The organism is Xenorhabdus szentirmaii DSM 16338 (genome assembly GCF_002632585.1).
GTDB classification, from domain to species: Bacteria; Pseudomonadota; Gammaproteobacteria; order Enterobacterales; family Enterobacteriaceae; genus Xenorhabdus; species Xenorhabdus szentirmaii.
The window spans coordinates 390,300-410,378 of record NZ_NIBV01000001.1 but is presented as its reverse complement, the minus strand read 5'-3'; the positions used below and the strand labels follow the sequence as shown (position 1 = coordinate 410,378).

The window sequence follows — 20,079 nt, the reverse complement described above, 5'->3', positions numbered from 1 at the left end:
AAGTTACCGTCAATAAAACGGTAACTTGAAATTCATCGGAAATATACTGTTCAACCTTCTTGAAGATGAAAAGTGTCTGCATCATCCATGATAATTTTTAGAACAACTGATTCATTACCATAGATATCATGTAATTTGAATTGTGGAATTTGATTAGATTCATCTACCCAAAAACCTGGGTATGGGCTTTCGAAATAAAGCCGACTTAAACTAACCACATCGACGCGTGGTGTTGTGGTTATCTCCACTTGCGGAGTTGCGTCCAGAGTAACCTCTTTCTTATTCCAGCGTTCGTAATTGAAGAAATGCCGATAATCAGCGCCAGCCGTCCTCTTGGCACTATATTGTCCCCAAAGAAACCAGAGATAAAGGTGCTCCGCTCGTGTATGATGGGTAAATCTTCGGTAATCATATTGAGTAGGATTATTATCATTTATGGTATTTCGGATCTCTCCAATATCATGCACTGGATACCCGCTCTCTTTTTTGGGAATAATATAATAATTATTTTGAATCCATGGCAGGTGATTAATCCTATTTATTATGTTATGCCCAGGTGGTCCAGGAGTTGATTGATCAGAGTGTAGCTTAACGTCATATGTGCCATTGGCGACCGACTTTTCAGTGATGAATTCAAAATTATCAGCGTGATAAACGATGGGTTTATAGCTTGTAATGACAAGGTGTGACCCCGTATGCGCCATATCATCGGCTGAAAATGTTTTTCCATCTAATGTCACTCGTGCTGTTATTGTAATAGTGCCGATTTTTTTTGTTTTCAACCAATAAATTTTCTGCTGAGGCGCTTCGGCATTACTGCTTAAATTTTTGCCAGAGTGTAAATGAGCGTCTCTGGCTCCGGTGTGTGAGATTGGTATCTGGTGTAAATAACCGTTTTCTTCAGAGTCGTATTCCCACTCAATCGGTAATTTTTCGTGTGTAATTTTATCAATTAATTCAATAGAATCTAATTGTTCAGGCGATAAAAATATTGGCTTTTCGGCCATGGCCGTAGTCGCTATTATATTAATAACGACCCCAACTTGCATATTGCCATTGGCGAACAAGTGACCTTCTCTGCTTCCATCAGCCAAGATAAGATTAAAGGTAGGTAATCCAGATATTTTATCTGAGCCGTTATTTTTTTGCTGTGTGTTCATTAAAATCTCCTTCTAAAAACAACAAATAAAATAATAATTTTAATTAACCTGTAGTTTTTTAATGATAATGAGAGCATGAATCTATTAAACAAATCCCAATCATTAATAATATGTGTTTTATTAATGGTATAAAACATACTCAATGGATATGTTGGGTTATTCCCGTATTTAAAAAATACGCTTGGGGTTGCTTATATTAATGTGAGCTGTATATAAATATTATGGCGCAACATTTGAATATTGCCAGAATAAATCTAAAAAAATCATATTGGATGAATTTTTTAAACGTTTAAAACAATATTAAAATTAAAGTGAGATTATAAGAAGATATTATTCAATAAGATATATTTTAGTTACATTTATAATTATGAAAAAACACTAATGCATCCTAAAAAGAGAGAGCATGGGGAAAATGGTTAATAACTTTCAGGTTTAACAGAGAGGCACAAAAATAACCTGAGACATCTTCTTTTGAATATCACCATGAATATCGATGTTTTTCTCATGCTTTGGCCTTTCTTAGCACCAGCATTGTTTTATCCAGTGGATAGACAAGATATTTAATCGTTGATGATTGCGTTTGGTGGTCATGGAAATGACCACCAAATAGGATAAATAAAATAAATACAGATGGTTATCTAAATCTTGGCTGCTTCAAGTGCTTGCATGAGGTCGGCAATAATATCGTCGCTATGCTCAATCCCAATAGAAAGGCGGACTAAATCACGGGATACGCCAGCTTTCACCATTTCTTCATCATTCAACTGGCTGTGTGTTGTTGAGGCCGGATGACAGGCCAATGATTTCGCATCACCAATGTTGACCAGACGCACAATTAATTGCAGGGCATCAATAAAACGTCTTCCTGCTTCTTCCCCGCCTTTGATACCGAAAGAGAGGATAGCTGCGGGTTTTCCGCCCATATAACGAACGGCAAGATTATATTCCGGATGTGTAGGTAGGCCGGCATATTTCACCCATGAAACTTGTGGGTGCTGTTCCAGATACTGTGCAACTTTCAGGGCGTTCTCAGTATGGCGTTCCATCCGAAGTGCCAATGTTTCAAGGCCCTGTAGGATTAAGAATGTGTTGAAAGGAGACAAGGCCGCACCTGTGCTCCGCAATGGCCCGAGACGACAGCGGGCAATAAAGGCTGCCATGCCAAAATATTCGGTATAGATGATCCCGTGGTAGGAGGGATCGGGAGTACACATAATGGCAAAACGATCTTGATGCTCCGCCCAGGGGAATTTACCGGAATCAACAATCATGCCCCCCATGGAAGTACCATGACCACCAATGTATTTAGTCAGGGAATAAATGACGATATCTGCACCGTGCTCAAACGGGCGGCATAAATAAGGGGTCGCTACAGTATTATCAACAATGAGCGGGATGCCGTGCTTATGGGCGATATCGGCGATGGCCTGAATATCGACAATGTGCCCGGCTGGGTTAGTGATGGATTCACAAAATAGGGCCTTGGTTTTTCCATCAATCATCGCTTCAATGGTGACCAGATCGTCGTGATCAGCAAAACGTGTTTCAATTCCCATTGCGGGGAATGAATGTGCCATCAGGTTATAAGTTCCGCCATAGAGTTTTGCTATGGCAATGATGTTATCACCTACACTGGCAATAGTCTGGACAGCATAGGTTATGGCGGCCATGCCGGAGGCAACCGCAAGCGCGCCAACGCCTCCTTCCAAAGCGGTAATGCGTTTCTCCAATACATCATTGGTCGGGTTCATGATACGGGAATAAATATTGCCTTCTTTTTTTAAGCCAAACAGATCGGCGCCATGCTGTGAATCATCAAAAGAATAGGATGTTGTCTGGTAAATGGGAACAGCGACGGCGTTGGTTGTTGGTTCGGGTGAATAACCTGCATGGATGGAGAGCGTTTCTAATTTCATTGTCAATTCCTTTATTAAATAATGTAGGGAAGATTGATTAGAACAGAAATGATACTTAATTTACAAAATGACAATATAGTTAAAATATATCAAAAATAAATGTTAAGAGAGATCAATTTGATATAGAGGGGGAGGGTAATGTATTTGTTTTGTTTTTTTGTAAGGTATCTATAAATATTAGTGGTGTAACAATTACAATGAGCTGAAGAAAATGACATCGGTTGCACCTTTAAAAAAACTTTTTTTAAAACCTTATCTATACTTTACATACTGACAACGTAAAAGGTAATGATCAATGACGATGAAAAAAGCGCTTCTTTTCACTTTAGTCGCATCGGGTTTTCTGTATGGTTCACTGGCTCATGCGAATTCACAGACTGTTGCAATCGGTTTTGCACAAAGTAAGGTACAAGATTTTAAACATATTAACGGGGTAAACCTTCACTATCGTTATGAATGGGATTATCCCATCAGTATTATTAGTTCGTTTACCTATATGAAAGGCAGTGAAAATGCAACTCAGGGTAATATGAGAAATCATTTCGACCTGAAATATTACGCATTGATGGCTGGGCCTGCATACCGAATTAATGATTATGTCAGTGTATATGGCTTGTTGGGCTTTGCTCATACAAAGGCTCACCTGTCAGGCAGTGGAGTCTCTATACAACAGGGCCATAGGCGCGTTGTGAGCTATAAAGGGGATGATAACTCAACCGATTTTGCTTATGGTGCAGGAGTGGAAGTCAACCCGATGCCTAATTTCAGTGTTTATGCCGGCTATGAAGGCTCAGCAATAAAGAACCATGGTACACGTCTCGACATTAACGGATTTAATATCGGTGTTGGCTATCGTTTTTAATTAGCGGAAGTTTGTTGTATCTGATCCTTTAATTGGTCCGATTTTCAAAAGATGAAATAACATTTCATTAAACGGTATTCTTGGGTGGGATTTATATTGCCGCTAAACTAACTCAATCATTTTCTATTGAGTTTTTTAGGGTAGCCGCCATGGATACCGTCTTTTTATGCTTCCCATTTGTTGTGAATCGTATTTTATCAATGCCTCAATATGCGTTTATCCCAGAGAATAACTGTTGTATTGATTAAAAACATGGGCTGCGTCAAAAAAACTTACCGTTATTCTGGCTGGTTTTCACATTGGATTATTAGAATACCCTCCAAATTAATTGTCTATTGATTTTTAGCAAGAATAGATAATTTGTTTTTTACCTTTTCTCCGGAAAGTTAAATCAGCAAAATGAGATCATTTACCCTGCCAGAAGCAGGTAACAACAGAGAAGTATTAAAAGGATAGTTATGGCTTCAGAATATTTCTTACTGCGTCAAATAGAAAAAATAATCATGACTTCGCATCCTCATGAATACCGATACTTTGGTGTCGATAAAAAAGATACGGTGGAGGCATTTATCCATCCTTCCGTCAAAGTGGGTAAATGTGCATTGAAATTGCGGGACAGGAAGAAAATATTTATCACGTTAACGGAAGTGCAAAATTGTCTGTGCGAAGGTCAATCAGAAAAAAAATGTCGGTTATATTTTTCTCTGGCCCGCCGGTTAAATAAATGGGATTGCTTAATATTCATTTTATCTAATTTGCAAGGTGATAGAAGACAATTATCTAATGAATATCTGGAATACTGGATTAATCAGTTTAATTGTTCAGGAATTCCACCTACGGTGAAACAAAAAGAGATAATTTCTCTGTTAATGGCTAGTGCCTCTCATCTCATCAGCAGATACCAGAAGGAATTAAAGTGCTTTCTATCTTAGCGCCTGTTTCACCAGACTGCTTTATTTGTTAATTTTATGTTGTTGCTGCGTCATTTATATGTGATTTATTACGTCGTTTATACAGATTTTATGTCGTGTCAGGCGTTTTAAATTCAATGGTCATTATATAGTGAACTCGTATGAGATGGGGAGAAAAAAATGAATAAAGAGTGGATTACAGAGTTACCTTGTACTGATGGGCAAAGAAGAAATAAAAACACCAATTCGAAAACCATTGCATTTTTTCTTTTTCCCGAATTGACACCTCTGGATTTAGTTGGGCCAGCGACTGTACTGGAGGATAGGGGGTTTAATGTTGAATATGTATGGCACAACCGGGAAAAAATAAACACTGAGATTAACAGTTTTAAATTTTATCCTTCAATAACTTTTGATGAACTTGAATACGTTGATATCCTTTGTGTCCCGGGGGCATTAGATCCATTCAGTATCATGCGGGATGAAAAAGCGATGAGATGGCTAAATAAAGTCGGAAAAAATGCGGAATATGTTACCAGTGTTTGTACGGGTTCTATTATTTTAGCCGCCGCCGGTTTAATGAATGGATATAAAGCAGCGACTCATTGGTTAATGGGAGAATACCTGACAGAATTTGGTGCCATTCCTGTTCATGAAAGGGTCGTTATTGACAGGAACAGAATCACCGGAGGGGGAATTACGGCAGGTATAGAGTTTGGGCTACAATTGCTTTCTATTTTAAGATCAGAAGATGAAGCGAAAACGATGCAATTAATTATGCACTATGATCCTCAGCCGCCATTTAATGCAGGTACGCCGAATACTGCGGGTGATAAAATAACGAAAATGGCAACAGACGAGACTTATCAACTTCTGGCACAAAAAACTCCTGACTATCAACAAAGTATTATGGCTGCCAAAAAATTTATGGAAGAAAACTTATGCTGACGATTGAATAAACATCAGTAAAGCCATCAATACAAATAAGCAGGGTGAGAGTATAAATGATTGCGGTCCGGGGAACCAAACAAGGTTAAATGGCGTGTTTTTGGCTTATGACTGATCGCAAGTGTGATAGACAATTTAAGATCAAAGACGTTTTTTCTTGCCCTGCATGATGACCCGCCAGATTAGCGGCAATCTATCCAGTTCCCGGATGGATTTAGTGAGGGCGGGTTGTGAAAGTGATAAAAATCGGCTGGCAGCTTGGATATTGCCATGATGACGTATTTCAATAAAAATACGCAATTGATTAAGTTTTATTGGTATTGGCATTTTTCTATTTTATGATAGATTTTAATTATAGAAGAAAATTAATTACATCTTATTAAAATAAAATTCATTCACTATAGTATGATTTGTTAATGATAAATAGGTTGGTTGTCAATTGTTATTCAGGTGAAAACAAATTAACCTCAAGTTTATTGAAGATAAAATGGTGATATTAATACTGTGATGTGGATTTAAATTTTTTACTTATTTAGGCAAAAGATCGTTGATGAAAAATATCGGTAAAATAAAAGCATATTTCATTGTAAATATTTTTAATTATAGCGTAGCCAATAAAACAGAAGCTTAAAAATCCAATCATATAAAAGAGATAATAATTATGAATAATTTATTGAATGAATCTATTCAGCAGATAACTGAACAATTAAAACACTGGCGTCGTGATTTTCATCATTTTGCTGAATCGAGCTGGTTCGAATTCAGGACAGCAACGATTGTAGCAGACGAGCTGCACCGCCTGGGCTATAGCTTGCAATTGGGAAAAGACGTCATCAAGGCAGATGCCCGAATGGGGCTGCCTTCAGAGCAGGCATTGCACGAGCAAGAGCAGCGTGCCATTCAACAAGGTGCCTTGAAGGCATGGTTACCGCATTTTTCGGGGGGATTTACGGGAATTGTCGCCACTCTGGAGACCGGAAAACCAGGCCCAACGCTGGCCTTTCGGGTTGACATGGATGCCCTTGCTCTGAATGAGGCGCAAACCCCTGAGCACCGGCCTTATGTTGAGGGCTTTTCTTCTTGTAATGCCCATATGATGCACGCTTGTGGTCATGATGGTCATACCGCAATTGGCCTCGGGCTTGCGCATGTCTTGAAACAACATGAATGCCAGTTAACGGGAAAAATTAAACTGATTTTTCAGCCTGCGGAAGAAGGAGCTCAGGGGGCAAAACCCATGGTGGCAGCAGGCGTCGTGGATGATGTTGACTGTTTTATTGCGATTCATATCGGTCTTGGCAATTCACCGGGAGGGTTGGTTTGTGGCAAGGATAATTTTTTGGCTACCACCAAATTTGATGTGATTTATCGCGGTGTTGCCACCCATGCTGGCGCAAAACCCGAAGAGGGCAAAAATGCTTTATTGGCTGCCGCACAAGCAGCACTGGGGCTTTATGCAATCCCCCGACACAGTGGGGGCAGCTCTCGCATTAATGTTGGCGTATTGCAGGCGGGGAGTGACAGAAATGTGATCCCTGCTCACGCGTTGATGAAAGTTGAAACTCGGGGAGAAACGAATGAAATCAATGCGTTTGTCTACCAGCAAGCCCTCAATATTATTGAAGGAGCAGCCAAAATGCAGGGCGTTGAATATGAGTTGATACCAATGGGATCAGCGCAAAACAGCCAACCCAGCCCTGTTTGGGTCGATTTTATTTATCAACAGGCCGGACAGCATGTTCCTGAACTTTTATCTGTGGTGAAACGCCATAAACTGTCCTCTGTTTCGGATGATGCCACCTATTTTATGGAGCGGGTCAAAGCAAATGGCGGATATGCCACTTTCCTTGTTTTTGGATCGGAACTCAGTGCCGGGAATCACAATGAACGGTTTGATTTTGATGAGAATGTGATGGCAACAGCCGTAAAAACATTGGCGGTGATTGCGCTTCAACTGCCCGACTTTAAAGTTGATTAATTAAAACCCCGCTTGGCGCTATATTGGCGCGGGTCTGTGGGTTAGGGATTGCAGAAAAAGTCGTTATATTACAATTTATTACATACAAAATGGCGTCTGGCATTCATAAACGCCATGCCAGCTATATAGTGTTGTTGATTGTGTTTTTCAGCCATATCCATGGGTATTTTATGCGGTTTGGATCTTGTTATTGATAGGTTGGTACTTTGCAGGATTGCCAACTGGGCTGGGAATTTAAAAGCAAAACACAGGATAAATCAAAGCGCATGATGGGAATGATCATGCGCCAATCTTTCTACTGATACACCTCACCTTTCAAATGGCCGCTTTATTGGTTACACCCGTTCACTGTTTTTATCGCTGTAGGTTGCGCTGTGCTGCCGGAAAACCATACTTTCGGTAGTTACGTCCCCGGGGAGATACTGGGCAATGTCGCAGCGACACGATTAAATCCAGATAAACGTTGCCATACGGCTGGATCGCCGATGACAAAGAAATGTTTTTTAGCGCGGGTTAAAGCGACATTCAGTAGATTAGGTTTGCTGGCTGCCCATCTTGCTCCGCCATCGTTATCTTTGTCGCATCCCAGAACAAAAATAACAATGTCATTTTCCTTGCCCTGAAAAGTATGCACGGTGCCAACACAGTGTTTTTTCCAATTGTCGAATTCTTTTTGGGTCAGGGCTGGAGATTGTTTTTGCCAGACGGAAAGGCCGCGTTTTGCCAGCACATCTTGCAGACCCGCTTTCACCGCCTTAAAAGGCGTGATGACATAGATGGAACGCAGACTGACATTGGCGGCCAGCAGTTTATCCAGCAGTTTCACTAAATCATCACCATGACTATTGCGATACTGTTTTTCCCCTTGTCCACCCGCGGAAATCCGCCAGTGATTAGGTAATTCGGGGCTGACCGCTGAGCTGAGAATTTTATCGGCTTCACTGCCGTGGATCATGCGTCCATCATAGGCAATGGCATTAGCCAGACTGAACATCGGTTCAATGCAACGGCGATGTACCCACAGGGGAATCCCGATCTGAACCTTGTGACCCATTTCGCCAAGTTCACAACCCCAATGGTTCGCGCGATCGGCAATTTGTTGCACAGAAAATTTGCTGGGTTCCCAGTTTGGTGAATCGCCTGCCAGCGCGTCATTGCAAAAGTGTTCGACCAATTGTGGGGAAGTGGTAAATACAGGCTCAATTTGTAGAGGATCGCCAACCACCAGAACCCGTTTAGCCCGCCATATTCCGCCAACAGCCTGTTGTGGTGAAGTTTGTCCTGCTTCGTCAATCATCAGCCAGCCCAGCTCTTCACTGCCCACGCCATCAAACATGCGCCCGAGTGAAGCGAAAGTGGTGGACAATACCGGTACCACCATAAATAAGGTTTGCCACCAACGTAAACAATCATCGGTCACTGAGCCGGGAGATGACAGAAAAGCGTTTAGTTTGAGCACAACTGCCACAAAAGCACTATTTTTCAGCGCCTCATACAGCCAGGCTTGATGAAGATCCATCGCGGCGATAAACAGCTCTGACCGTTTGCGATTTATCATCTCATTTTGCCAGAACGCGGTGCGTTGTAGCGAAGGATCACTGATGGAACGTGTTATGTCAGGCAACTTGATATCAGGAAATTGTTGCTGAAGTGCCGCCAGTGCGCGCTGGTGACGAGCCTGCTCTTCTTTTGCGCGCTCAACTGCTCTCAGTGCAGTCTGGAGTTGCTTCTGCGCTTGGTCACTCGCTTTGCGCTGTTTGGCGGTTTGCTCCGCCAGATCAGAATATGCCTGCATTTGTGCTAATACAGATTGCTGTATTTCACGTAGCCCTTTGCGATGTTGTTGCACTCGTTTTCGGTTTATTAGTCGAGTAAACCATCCTGGAGCATTACTTTCCGTTATTTTTTGTTGCTGTTTTGCGAAATCTATTTTTTTATCCTGTGAAATTAAGTCTGCTTCCAGACTTTTCAGGAGAGTGAGTTGGCTGGCGTATTGAGTTTGAGCCTGATCACGCAAACTTTCTGCTTTTTCAACAGTGTTGTCCTGACTTCTCTCTAACAGGTAAGCAAAATATTCCAGCGTTTCTTGCAATTGGTCAGTGTGAGACAATAACTCATGAAATTTCTTTTTGGCGGCAGCGAAGCTGGTGGGTATATGAAAACGATGCCAGCGCCACAGGCTGAGGAAATTTTGGTCATCCGGGCGGGATTTTTCTTCATGGGTATCACGTAGAAAATGTTCATCAAATAATAGACGTTGCCCAAAATTCTTACGGTTGGCTTTTTTACCCAAAGCAGCAGAAATCATACCCCAGCATTGTTTATCCCTATCAAGGGGGAAGTACATATCATATTGACGTTTTGTTTCTGGGGAGTATTTAGTCTTTTTTGGGGTCTTTTTTTCTGTTGCCAATTGGTTTGCCACGGGGGACAGATAATTGAAAGCCTGAAATTCTTTTGCCAGCGATTTCTTTTGTGGCAGCTCTTTTGAAATATTTTCTACCGCTGCATTATTGGATGAAGCGACAATCATTTCAAAACCCGTGAGTTTTTCAACGACTAAACCCGATGAGTCTAATGTTTCTGCAACACACGAAAAGTCAGCCAGGATTTTTGCCCGTTCGACGATATTGTGTGCCACTAAATCACGCAGAAGCGTGGTTTTCCCCGTGCCCGGCGGGCCGTTGACGGAAAGTAAACCACCATCAGCCAGTTCTTCTATTGCGGTATTAATGGCAAATTGCTGCATGAGTGACATGGCATGTGCGGGTTCAGACGGCCAGCGACCCAATGGCATTTTAGAGGGATGCAACTGTTTGATGATTGCCGCGAGTCCCTGTTGTGAATAAAGCTCGGTTTTTTCTTGCGGGTGGCTGTGGGAGAGATATTCTTTTAGTGCCTTGCTGTTTTTCCCTTGGTGCAGGGCATTGATAACGATTCCAATATCTTCAAAAAAGTAGCTATTTAAGATCGGCAGGACAAAATCATGATGTGTTGGTGATATTTCTTCCTCATCTGCATCATCTTCGTCGCTTCCCTTATCCCCGTCACCGTCTTCGTTCAATTTTTTATCAAAATCGCCCTCAAGCCAATCTATCTGTATTGCATATTGCCATTCCGGTTGAAAATCAGCCCATTCCACCAAAAGTGCTTCTAACAGGATGAGGATATCGCCGGCTCTGAGCACGGGCTTGTCATTTTCACTGATGACGCGTAACTTTGCGTCAAAGAGAGTGAGGTCAGCTTTAAGCTGATTGCAACTTGCTGAAAAACAAGCGGCGTTAAGATGGTTGAATCTTTCATTTTGTAAATGGCCCAATGCCCAAGGCAATGAACTGATAGAAAAATTTTCCAGATCCAGAGCACCTTGAGAGTTCAGAATGACCTTGGCAAAGCACGTTGGGTCTTCATTATCCAGACGTTGTTCAATTTCATCTTTGGTGTAGGTTTGTGAGCGGTGGAAAACTTTTTCGCTAATGCTTTTGGCGATCGCTTTTTCAAACAGGCCAATATGCAAGCTGTATCCCACCTTTTTGCCCGGAATTTTATAGTCATGACGCAGTTGTTGAGAGAGCCATGGCAGCGCATCATCACCGCATTCCCTCAATTCCTGAAGTGTTACGGTCAAGCTATTTTTCTTTTTTTCTGGCGAGTACGGCTGGAAAAATTCAATATGTTGCCAAGCTCGGAGAACGTTTGTGGAATGAAGGATCTCGGACATTACAACTCTTTTATTATTTTAAGTCATTTAATGAGGTAAATAAGGTTAACGTAATGAGTATCATTTTTGTAGCAGCTTTAGTGTTTATAGTGAGCCATTTTTTTGATGGGATAGGTAATCCTCCCATTTTTCATGGTCTCCTTTCAGATGCTGGGCAAGACACAAATACTCATGTTCTTGCCCTTAATAGAGCATCTAAATCAGGCTCTAAAAATACGCAATTCTATTTCTACTGATTTACTTTTATTTTTAAATCTCTTTGTTTTAATTTTACAGCATCCGTCCAATTATCAATAAGATATTGACATTTAACACAACCTAACTCAGCCGCTTTATCATAATAAAATCTAGCTTTTTCAAAATTATATGTAATATTATCTCCAACAAAATATTCTGTCCCTAGTGCTTCAAAACCACCATAATAGCCAGCGTCCCCAGCTTGATGAAACAGTGTCATTGCTTTTTGAATATAGCCGTTTTTACTATATAAATAACCGAGATTTACCGCGGATCGCCCCATATAGTCATCTTGACGCTCGATAGAGCGTTGATAATACTTTTTAGCTTCTTCACCAGCATCACTTTGATCATAAATAACTGCCACCATCCAATTAGCTTCACTATTTTCTTCATCTGATTGTTTAACCAAAACATAAAATTCTTCTTTATTATTTGGCATATCAATAGAAAATGAAGATAAAAAATCAGGATCATGGTGATAAACTTTTGCTGGAACAGGTATTTCAGCCATACTTCTCCCACTTAATATTAACGGCACAAACAGAAAAAGCATCTTAACCAATTGTTTTTTTGCGCTTTTTATAACCATAAAGTACCTTCATCAATAGTTAGGTTTTTTGATTGACCATTGAGGTGAGTATTAAATAAAATATCTGAAATTTCTGTATAATTTCCATTATCCCATAAGACAGAACTTGTTAATAAAAACTTATTACCACTTTCATCTGTCATGCCATTTTCTTGATAATTAAAATCAATAGATTTTATTTCAGATTGTTCAATTTTAATTAACTCATCTATGTCAGTTTTTCCATTGACATTTTTATCGTGCCATAAACTCAAAAATGACCACATCTCGTCTTGACTATCAATTTTACCATCACCATTGCCATCATAGTTAGATAAAGCATCGAAACCTTGTCTAGCATACTCTCCTGACTCAAGAAGGGTATTATTACCAAACATTTCATTTCCATTATCAATAATACCATTCTTGTTCTTATCCAAAACAAGAAATGCACTACTATTAGTTATCCAACCCGTAGATTCATTTACACCATCAGTATTATGGTCAAAATAAATAGTATCATCATCAGGTAGTGTAAAAATACCATCGCCGCTTAATGCGATAACTAATGGTGTCTCGACACTTTCTTGCTCGTCAATATACTCTTGAATTCTCTCGATAATCTCATTAGGCGTACCACCAAATAATTCCAGCATGTAGTCTGGATTATTTTCTCCAATTTCTGATAAAGATAATATATGATTAACAAAGTCAATACAGTTATTAGTGAGTAGGTTATAATTATTGGGGAAATGTTTATAATTTCCTTCTTTCATTTCTGAAATAAAACCTTTGATATTACCAGCAACTTCATCTGCATATAATGGTAATGTTATACTTGTAACTTTCGTTGAATCATAACCTTTAGAATCATGGAAGGTTAAATTTTCAGCGCCCCCTGCCATTTTTGAATCGCCGGTCCCCCATCCTATTGACTCACCATTAAATTCTACCCAAACATGCCCAAACGCTGATTTACTTTGATCTCCATTTATATTTGTATACGTTGTTCCTGACGGAGATATGTTTATTTTAAGAGTATATTTAATAACATAACCTTCGCCTTTAAAATCATTTCGTTCTATAAGGCCAAAATTTTTTCCTATTTTATTGTTCATAAAATAATCCAGTATGTAAATAAAAGTAATAGTTTTAAAATCCAAACTGTAATTAAAAACTCCTTTTGATTGCTATTTTCTTCGTAATAAACCCGTAGCAAATAATCGTTATCAATAGGTTAAAAACGATAACTGCTGTTATCGTAAAAGATGAATAAATCTGAGCGTTGGGAAAAATATGTTGATAAGGTAAAAAACGGAACAATGCCCAAAATAGGAAGCCGAAAGCAAACAACTTTGTAAAACGCCTAATTGTAGGTAGTGCCCATTTTTTTAAGAGAACCGTGGGTTTTGTTTTCCATGTATTGGCATCGAAAGCAGTGGTAAGTATACAGAGTAATGGTACACTGATCAGGATGTTTATTAGGGTGTTAAAATAATCCCTAACCGATTCGTAGGATTCGGTATCTAGCTCATCTAATACCACTTTCCCTATTCTCTCTGCATCAGCAAAAATAATGTGCTGCATGATGAAGTAATCAACAAACCCATCATATGGAATGTAATTAGCAACGAGTAACATGCTCACAATGAACAGGGAAATAGAGGAATAATTCGCGTCATTGATTACAAATTTTCCATGTAATGTCATCTTACTTACCTAAACCGTATTTGTATAATGTTTATTATATTAAAAAACAAAAAGTTAAATAATACCCTATTGTAAGTACATCAGATAAATCCCACAAACGTCTCCTCCCATTTTTCATGGAGGTCAAAAGTAGGGTAATCCCCCCGAAAAACCAGAGTGTTCATAAGTGGAATTTTCTCGTAACATGAATCGGGGAGATTCATATGAAAAATCACGTTTTATCGACAGTCAGATTATCGCGATCCTGAAACAGGCTGAAGCCGGAACACCGGTTCCCGAACTTTGTCGTGAGCACGGTATGAGCAGCGCGAGCTTTTATAAATGGCGTTCACGGTTCGGCGGAATGGATGCATCCATGATGGCTCGTCTTAAAGAGCTCGAGGATGAAAACCGGCGGCTGAAAAAAATGTATGCCGAAGAGCGCCTTAAAGCCGAGATTATTCAGGAAGCCATGCAAAAAAAGTGGTAACCGTGCCGCAGCGTCGTGAGCTGGCTCAGACTGCTGTGGAGGTCAGAGGTATCAGCATCCGGTTTGCGTGTAAAACGTTCTGCATCAGCGAAAGCGGCTACCGTTATCAACCGGTACTCTGCGATGAAAATCAGCAGATTGCGGATTTACTGACTGAGCTGACAACAAAAAATAATCAGTGGGGATTCGGGTTGTGCTTTTTATTTCTGCGTAATGTCAAAAGGTATTCATGGAACCATAAGCGCGTGTACCGTATTTATTGCGGGCTAAAACTGAATCTGCGGATAAAGTCCAAAACCCGGATTGTCAGGCTGCCGCCGGCACCACTGACGGTTCCTGAAAAAATAAATGAAACCTGGTCAATGGATTTTATGCATGACCAGCTGAATGACGGCAGAACATTCAGGGCATTTAATGTTATTGACGATTTTAACCGTGAAGCACTGGCGATTGATGTGGATTTTTCATTACCGGCTGCCCGGGTTATCCGTTCACTGGAACAGATTATTGAATGGCGCGGAAAACCGGCTTGTATCCGCTGTGACAACGGCCCTGAATATCTGAGTCATCAGCTTCAGCAGTGGGCAATAAAGTGTCAGATAACACTGTTATATATCCAGCCGGGAAAACCACAGCAGAATGCGTATATTGAACGATTTAACCGGACAATACGTTATGACTGGCTGAATCAGATTATTTTCAGCCACATCAGTGAAGTCCAGGAAGTCGCGACAAGCTGGTTATGGCATTATAATCATGAGCGGCCACACATGGGACTGGGTGGTATTACGCCGATGCAGAAGCGGGCTCAGTTAACATCATTCTACTGAAAACCGCTGTTGAAAATGGGGGATTACCACCTCATATACTATGACTCACCTGATGGTTCAATCACAATGACTAACACAATAGTTTTTTCAAATGTGAACGTGAACCGCAAAAAAGAATTAATAGAATATGTTGAAAGCATAGGGTTTAAAAAATATTTTAATAAATATTGGAACGAAGAGTATTGGGGAAAGGACAATGTGCGGATCAGCATAAAACAATCTGATGCAGAACGTACTATTTGGTTTCTGGTTGAGATCAATTAATCCTATTATCTTTTGGCAATGCCATCTGGTGAACCTATTTATACCCTATGTATTTCAAGATGCAGTTAACACCGCTACAACTTGAGAGACGACGGATCTATTTCCATTAAATAAGTGCTGCTGTTATTTTTCAAAATGTATTATGCGTTTTGTGCATGCTTCATCTTTCATTTGCATTTCATCAGAAGTTCAAAAGATGTAAACATCTGACCAAGTAAAAATCGAAAAATAAAGATAAGAGGTCATGATGAACAGGCAAAGAATTATGCAGCAAATTATTATTGCCATTTTACTGGGCATTGTCACGGGCTGGGGATTTAACCATTATCTTGACGCCAGCCAAACAAAAGAAGTGGCTTCCTATATCAATATTATTACTGATGTATTCCTGCGGCTGATCAAAATGATCATCGCACCGCTGGTATTCGCGACCATTGTCACAGGGTTTATTTCAATCGGCGGATCATCTTCGGTGGGGCGAATTACCTTCAAGGCGATGGCATGGTTCATTATTGCGGGTTTGGTTTCACTGGGCATTGGAATGTTGATAGCCAATATATTCCAGCCCGGCGTTGGGCTTAATATCACTCTCCCGGAAGAAGAGGTAAACACGGGCCTGACTACCAGCGGATTCTCACTGAAAAGCTTTATCAGCCATCTCGTTCCCAGTAGCTTTGCTTCTGCGATGGCGAACAATGAGATTTTGCAGATCCTGATTTTCTCCCTATTTTTTGGCTCAGCACTTTCCTGTATCTGCCGTAACAGCGAGAAGAAAAGCCCCTTCGTGACGTTAATTGAAGACTTGGCGCGCATTATGTTCCGTATCACCGATTACGTAATGTCATTTGCACCGATTGCTGTATTTGCTGCCATTGCTTCCGCCATTACCGTGCAGGGTCTGGGCCTGCTTTATGACTATGGCAAACTGATCGGCCTTTTCTATATTGGTCTGCTTTTACTCTGGGTGGTGCTATCGGGAGTCGGATTCTTGTTCCTCGGTAACAGAATGTTTTCACTGATGAAACTGATCCGTGAGCCAGTGGCACTGGCTTTCGCAACGGCGAGCAGCGAATCAGCCTACCCAAAGACCATGAACGCACTGGATAACTTCGGTGTGCCGAAAGAAATCTCGGGTTTCGTATTGCCGCTCGGTTATTCCTTTAACCTTGATGGCTCCATGATGTACCAATCTTTTGCGATATTGTTTATTGCACAAGCTTACAATATTGACCTGAGCGTGACAGAGCAACTCCTGATCATGTTGACGCTGATGATCACAAGCAAAGGCATGGCAGGTGTTGCACGAGCTTCCGTGGTGGTGGTTGCGGCGACATTGCCGATGTTCAGCCTTCCCGAAGCGGGAATTTTACTTATCCTCGCCATCGATCAGTTCCTGGATATGGGACGCACTGCCACGAACGTCGTCGGCAACAGTATTTCCACTGCCGTGATTGCAAAATTGGAAGAAAATCAGGGTCATTCTGAACAGGAACAACTACCGGGCAAAATAGCGCAAGAAGCCTGACCAGACTTGCTGTAGCCAAACCTATTGATTACAGCAAGTGAACTTAACTGGCGCGATCAGGCAACTGGCTGCTGTTTTCGTATATATTGCCAAAAACGTTCGGAGGAAGGATTAAGGCGGGAGTGAGTCCGATAAATAAACACCCCCATCTTTATTGTGGATTGTTTTGGTGCCAACAAGCACAGGCTATTTTTCCTGAGCTCCTTACGGATTGAATAATCCGGCAACCAGCCGACACCATGACCATTCAGCACCATGCGTTTCAGCAGCTCACTCATGGATGAAAGGCAAAAATAGTTGAACCTGTCCCTGAAATCTTTTTCCAATAACTGATTCACCTGACGCCCCATATAACTTTCATCATTGTATTTCATTAATGGCAAAGGCGTATCTTCCAGACAATATAACGGCTTTCCATCAGGATCACAGGCGGAAACAAGATATAACTGAGCATCCAGCACTTTATGATGCAGGAAAGGAGAGCTCATCAGTTCTTCATTAAAAAAAGAGAGAATAAAATCATTTTTTCCTTTTTTGAGATTTTTGACTGCTTCATCCACATTAATGGCATCAATATTAAAAACTTTATCCGGTTTTTCTGAAAAACCAGATATCAATTCAGGTAAAATAGAAATAGAAAGGGAATGAGCGGCAGCAATGTTAATACGGTGTTTAGATATTTCACCACCTTTTATTTTTCCGATTTGATACTCTATATCCCCTAAAAGGTTTCTGGCATAGACAATAAAACCACGTCCCTGCAACGAAAGTTGTAATGGATTTGAGTTACGATTAAATATTTCAAACCCGACAGCATTTTCAAGTGCCTGAATTCGTCGGCTAAAAGAAGACTGAGATATATTTCTCCGCTCTGCGGCGAGTGTAAAACTTCGTAACTCCTCCAACATTACCGCATCATATAACCATTTCAGCTCAATATTATTAAGCATAAACCCTACCTTATTATTGATCTAATGACATAACAACGCTTATGCAAATACAGCATGAGGTATCGAAACATTGCAATTACGGAACATCATTGCTGTGTCATAATAGCTATTATTTTTATTGGGTGGCATATGAATAAAATAATTGGAATTTTAGGTGGGATGGGGCCTGTCGCGACAATCGATACAATGGAAAAAATAATTAAAAATACACCTGCGGTCTGTGATCAGGAACATATTCCGGTGATCGCCGTTTCATTTCCTGATATACCGGACAGAACGGCAAATATACTTACTGGCGGGGAATCTACATTAAATAACATGTTGGTTGCATTGAAGGTATTAGAAACGGCAGGTGCAGGATGTATTATTATGCCATGTAATACTGCACATTATTGGTATGAAAAATTAAAAGCAACCACGGGAATACACTTTTTGAATATTATTGAAATCACATGCAATAAAATTGTGAATGAAAGGATTAATAATATTGCGATCCTCGCGACAACAGGAACAATAAAAGCAGGCCTTTATCAGGATAGGCTGAGAAAAGAAAAAGTGGATTTTGTTGTACCTGATGACATTCAACAAAAACGAGTCATGGAGAGTATTTTTGCTTATAAAAGCGGGGATGGGGAAAGGGCGTATCTATTATTGGAATCAGTTATTACTCAGCTTGAAAACATGGGTGTTGAAAGGTTCATTATGGGGTGCAGTGAGATCCCGGTTATCCTGAGTCATTGTGATAATAAAGACAGATATATTGATGCGACGGAGGAATTGGTCAAAAGGGCAGTTGAATGGTTTTATTTTGGGTAAGGTTTTTCTTAAAAAAATAGACGGCTGACTCAATGGTCAGATTGTTTTTCATTAATATTTCTGGTTAGGATTTTTATGAATAAAAAGAAAGCAGTGAAGGCATTTGGTCAATTAAAGTATCAGATAATTAGTGCATCACATTTTAATTCTCAGACAGTGATGCTGAAATGCTTAATTTGGAGGATACTCACCCATGATAATGGCTAATCCTGTACACCCCAGTGAAATCATCGCAGAAGCACTTCAAGAAATTAACGTAACTTTACGGCAGTTTGCCAAGGCAATGAAAATAGCACCTTCTACTGCGAGTCGGCTTCTCTCTGGGCATACATCAGTCACGCCGGAAATGGCATTGAAATTATCTGTAGTGATAGGCAGTACACCGGAAACATGGCTAAAAATACAAGCAGACTACAGTTTGCAAAAAGCTAAAAAGCATGTTGATTTAACTCAGTTACATCGTTTGACATAGAACTGAATTAAATATACCGATATCGCATGGTTAGATATGGATAAGAGCTTTAAGTGCCATTATTTGTTCCAGTGATAAAAAACTTAGAAACATCATTCTTCATTACCTAATTTGAATTTTGCTTAAATCAAGGATGTAATCATCAAAGAAAATATTCAACTCAAACTGAGTGCTGAAATTTTTTAAACTTCAACGTGTGATCAGATCGGGTTATAGTGGCTGTTGGTAAATAAGAGTATTATTCTTATTTAGAATTCTCTTTTTATTATGATATATCCAATGGAAGTAATGGAGCATTCATAATCATCGATCAATGCCGATACGATACTATTTTATCTCTGCACTTTTTGACGTTTGACCTGACGTTACTGCCTTGTAAAGATACGGGCTGGAGGCATCAAATTCTTTTTCAATTTCCACTGCGCTGTGGATGCGCGTTCCAGTCAGTTTTCCGGTATGACCATCCGTGGGAATGCCTAATCCATGCATAAAACTGATAGCTTCTATACTTCCTTCACGATCTTGCACATCGACAGATCCGTTAATATCCGCGCCGCCATCATCTTTTAGCCACATATATGCGGATATTGCCATTTTTTATTGTTTCGTTCTCCAAGAGTGGAAAAGATCGTATACCTGAGATAAATAGGGTTAAGTGGCTATATTATTGAGTTTTACGTTAGTTAAGGCTGTTGGAGTACCTCAGGAGCCTAAAATAAGAGTCAGATTTAGTTATAAA

The 20,079-nt window shown here is 40.3% G+C and carries 16 protein-coding genes and 1 pseudogene; 8 read left to right on the top strand and 9 right to left on the bottom strand.

From position 1 onward, the window contains the following. Positions 1 to 50: 50 nt before the first annotated feature. Positions 51 to 1,160 (bottom strand): hypothetical protein, encoded by a 1,110-nt coding sequence (locus Xsze_RS01950; protein WP_038240157.1) that lies wholly within the window; start codon positions 1,158 to 1,160, stop codon positions 51 to 53. 638 nt (positions 1,161 to 1,798) lie between these two features. Further along, positions 1,799 to 3,076 (bottom strand): bifunctional O-acetylhomoserine aminocarboxypropyltransferase/cysteine synthase, encoded by a 1,278-nt coding sequence (locus tag Xsze_RS01945; RefSeq protein ID WP_038240154.1) that lies wholly within the window; start codon positions 3,074 to 3,076, stop codon positions 1,799 to 1,801. A 295-nt stretch (positions 3,077 to 3,371) separates the two neighbouring features. Here Xsze_RS01945 and Xsze_RS01940 point away from each other — a divergent pair, with 295 nt between their 5' ends. The 3 genes from Xsze_RS01940 to Xsze_RS01930 all read left to right on the top strand — a co-directional run bounded on the left by Xsze_RS01940 (position 3,372) and on the right by Xsze_RS01930 (position 5,797). Further along, positions 3,372 to 3,938, top strand: coding sequence for an Ail/Lom family outer membrane beta-barrel protein (locus Xsze_RS01940; RefSeq protein ID WP_038240152.1), 567 nt, complete (start codon positions 3,372 to 3,374; stop codon positions 3,936 to 3,938). A gap of 458 nt (positions 3,939 to 4,396) precedes the next feature. Next, positions 4,397 to 4,870: a hypothetical protein gene (locus Xsze_RS01935; RefSeq protein WP_038240150.1), complete on the top strand. Its 474-nt coding sequence runs from the start codon at positions 4,397 to 4,399 to the stop codon at positions 4,868 to 4,870. A gap of 159 nt (positions 4,871 to 5,029) precedes the next feature. Further along, a complete protein-coding gene (locus Xsze_RS01930; RefSeq protein ID WP_051462472.1) occupies positions 5,030 to 5,797 on the top strand; it encodes a DJ-1/PfpI family protein in 768 nt (255 codons plus the stop codon). A gap of 141 nt (positions 5,798 to 5,938) precedes the next feature. Here Xsze_RS01930 and Xsze_RS01925 read toward each other — a convergent pair whose 3' ends face one another. After that, entirely contained in the window at positions 5,939 to 6,124 is a 186-nt protein-coding gene (locus tag Xsze_RS01925) for a LysR family transcriptional regulator (RefSeq protein ID WP_038240148.1), read from the bottom strand. Positions 6,125 to 6,458: 334 nt separating this feature from the next. On the opposite strand from Xsze_RS01925, the gene Xsze_RS01920 reads away from it, so the two are divergent. Continuing rightward, positions 6,459 to 7,775, top strand: coding sequence for an amidohydrolase (locus Xsze_RS01920; RefSeq protein ID WP_038240146.1), 1,317 nt, complete (start codon positions 6,459 to 6,461; stop codon positions 7,773 to 7,775). 403 nt (positions 7,776 to 8,178) lie between these two features. Here Xsze_RS01920 and Xsze_RS01915 read toward each other — a convergent pair whose 3' ends face one another. The 4 genes from Xsze_RS01915 to Xsze_RS01895 all read right to left on the bottom strand — a co-directional run bounded on the left by Xsze_RS01915 (position 8,179) and on the right by Xsze_RS01895 (position 14,014). Further along, positions 8,179 to 11,496 (bottom strand): DEAD/DEAH box helicase, encoded by a 3,318-nt coding sequence (locus Xsze_RS01915; protein ID WP_038240144.1) that lies wholly within the window; start codon positions 11,494 to 11,496, stop codon positions 8,179 to 8,181. A 229-nt stretch (positions 11,497 to 11,725) separates the two neighbouring features. Continuing rightward, on the bottom strand, positions 11,726 to 12,247 hold the full coding sequence (locus Xsze_RS01905; RefSeq protein WP_167331016.1) for a tetratricopeptide repeat protein: 522 nt from the start codon (positions 12,245 to 12,247) through the stop codon (positions 11,726 to 11,728). Between the two features lie 68 nt (positions 12,248 to 12,315). After that, the gene (locus tag Xsze_RS01900; RefSeq protein WP_099139101.1) at positions 12,316 to 13,422 is read right to left on the bottom strand and encodes a hypothetical protein; all 1,107 of its coding nucleotides are present in this window, start codon (positions 13,420 to 13,422) and stop codon (positions 12,316 to 12,318) included. A 52-nt stretch (positions 13,423 to 13,474) separates the two neighbouring features. Beyond that, the gene (locus Xsze_RS01895; RefSeq protein WP_051462469.1) at positions 13,475 to 14,014 is read right to left on the bottom strand and encodes a hypothetical protein; all 540 of its coding nucleotides are present in this window, start codon (positions 14,012 to 14,014) and stop codon (positions 13,475 to 13,477) included. A 184-nt stretch (positions 14,015 to 14,198) separates the two neighbouring features. On the opposite strand from Xsze_RS01895, the gene Xsze_RS01890 reads away from it, so the two are divergent. Then, a protein-coding gene (locus tag Xsze_RS01890) for an IS3 family transposase (RefSeq protein WP_408673336.1) occupies positions 14,199 to 15,313 on the top strand; the annotation gives its coding sequence in 2 pieces (ribosomal slippage) (positions 14,199 to 14,466 and positions 14,466 to 15,313; 1,116 coding nt in all). Positions 15,314 to 15,824: 511 nt separating this feature from the next. Next, positions 15,825 to 17,102 (top strand): dicarboxylate/amino acid:cation symporter, encoded by a 1,278-nt coding sequence (locus Xsze_RS01880; RefSeq protein WP_038240138.1) that lies wholly within the window; start codon positions 15,825 to 15,827, stop codon positions 17,100 to 17,102. A 56-nt stretch (positions 17,103 to 17,158) separates the two neighbouring features. Here Xsze_RS01880 and Xsze_RS01875 read toward each other — a convergent pair whose 3' ends face one another. Further along, a complete protein-coding gene (locus Xsze_RS01875) occupies positions 17,159 to 18,052 on the bottom strand; it encodes a LysR substrate-binding domain-containing protein (RefSeq protein ID WP_038240136.1) in 894 nt (297 codons plus the stop codon). A 129-nt stretch (positions 18,053 to 18,181) separates the two neighbouring features. Between Xsze_RS01875 and cuyB the strand changes: the two genes are divergently transcribed. Together cuyB and Xsze_RS01865 are read left to right on the top strand one after the other, a co-directional pair. Next, positions 18,182 to 18,868 carry a cysteate racemase gene (cuyB, locus tag Xsze_RS01870; protein WP_038240134.1) on the top strand — a complete coding sequence of 229 codons (687 nt, stop codon included), beginning with the start codon at positions 18,182 to 18,184 and terminating at the stop codon, positions 18,866 to 18,868. A gap of 193 nt (positions 18,869 to 19,061) precedes the next feature. Then, positions 19,062 to 19,340, top strand: a complete 279-nt coding sequence (locus Xsze_RS01865; RefSeq protein ID WP_038240131.1) for a HigA family addiction module antitoxin — start codon at positions 19,062 to 19,064, stop codon at positions 19,338 to 19,340. 330 nt (positions 19,341 to 19,670) lie between these two features. On the opposite strand, the pseudogene Xsze_RS01860 reads toward Xsze_RS01865, so the two are convergent. Next, positions 19,671 to 19,934: pseudogene (locus tag Xsze_RS01860) on the bottom strand (Hcp family type VI secretion system effector); the annotation flags it as partial. Positions 19,935 to 20,079 lie beyond the last annotated feature (145 nt).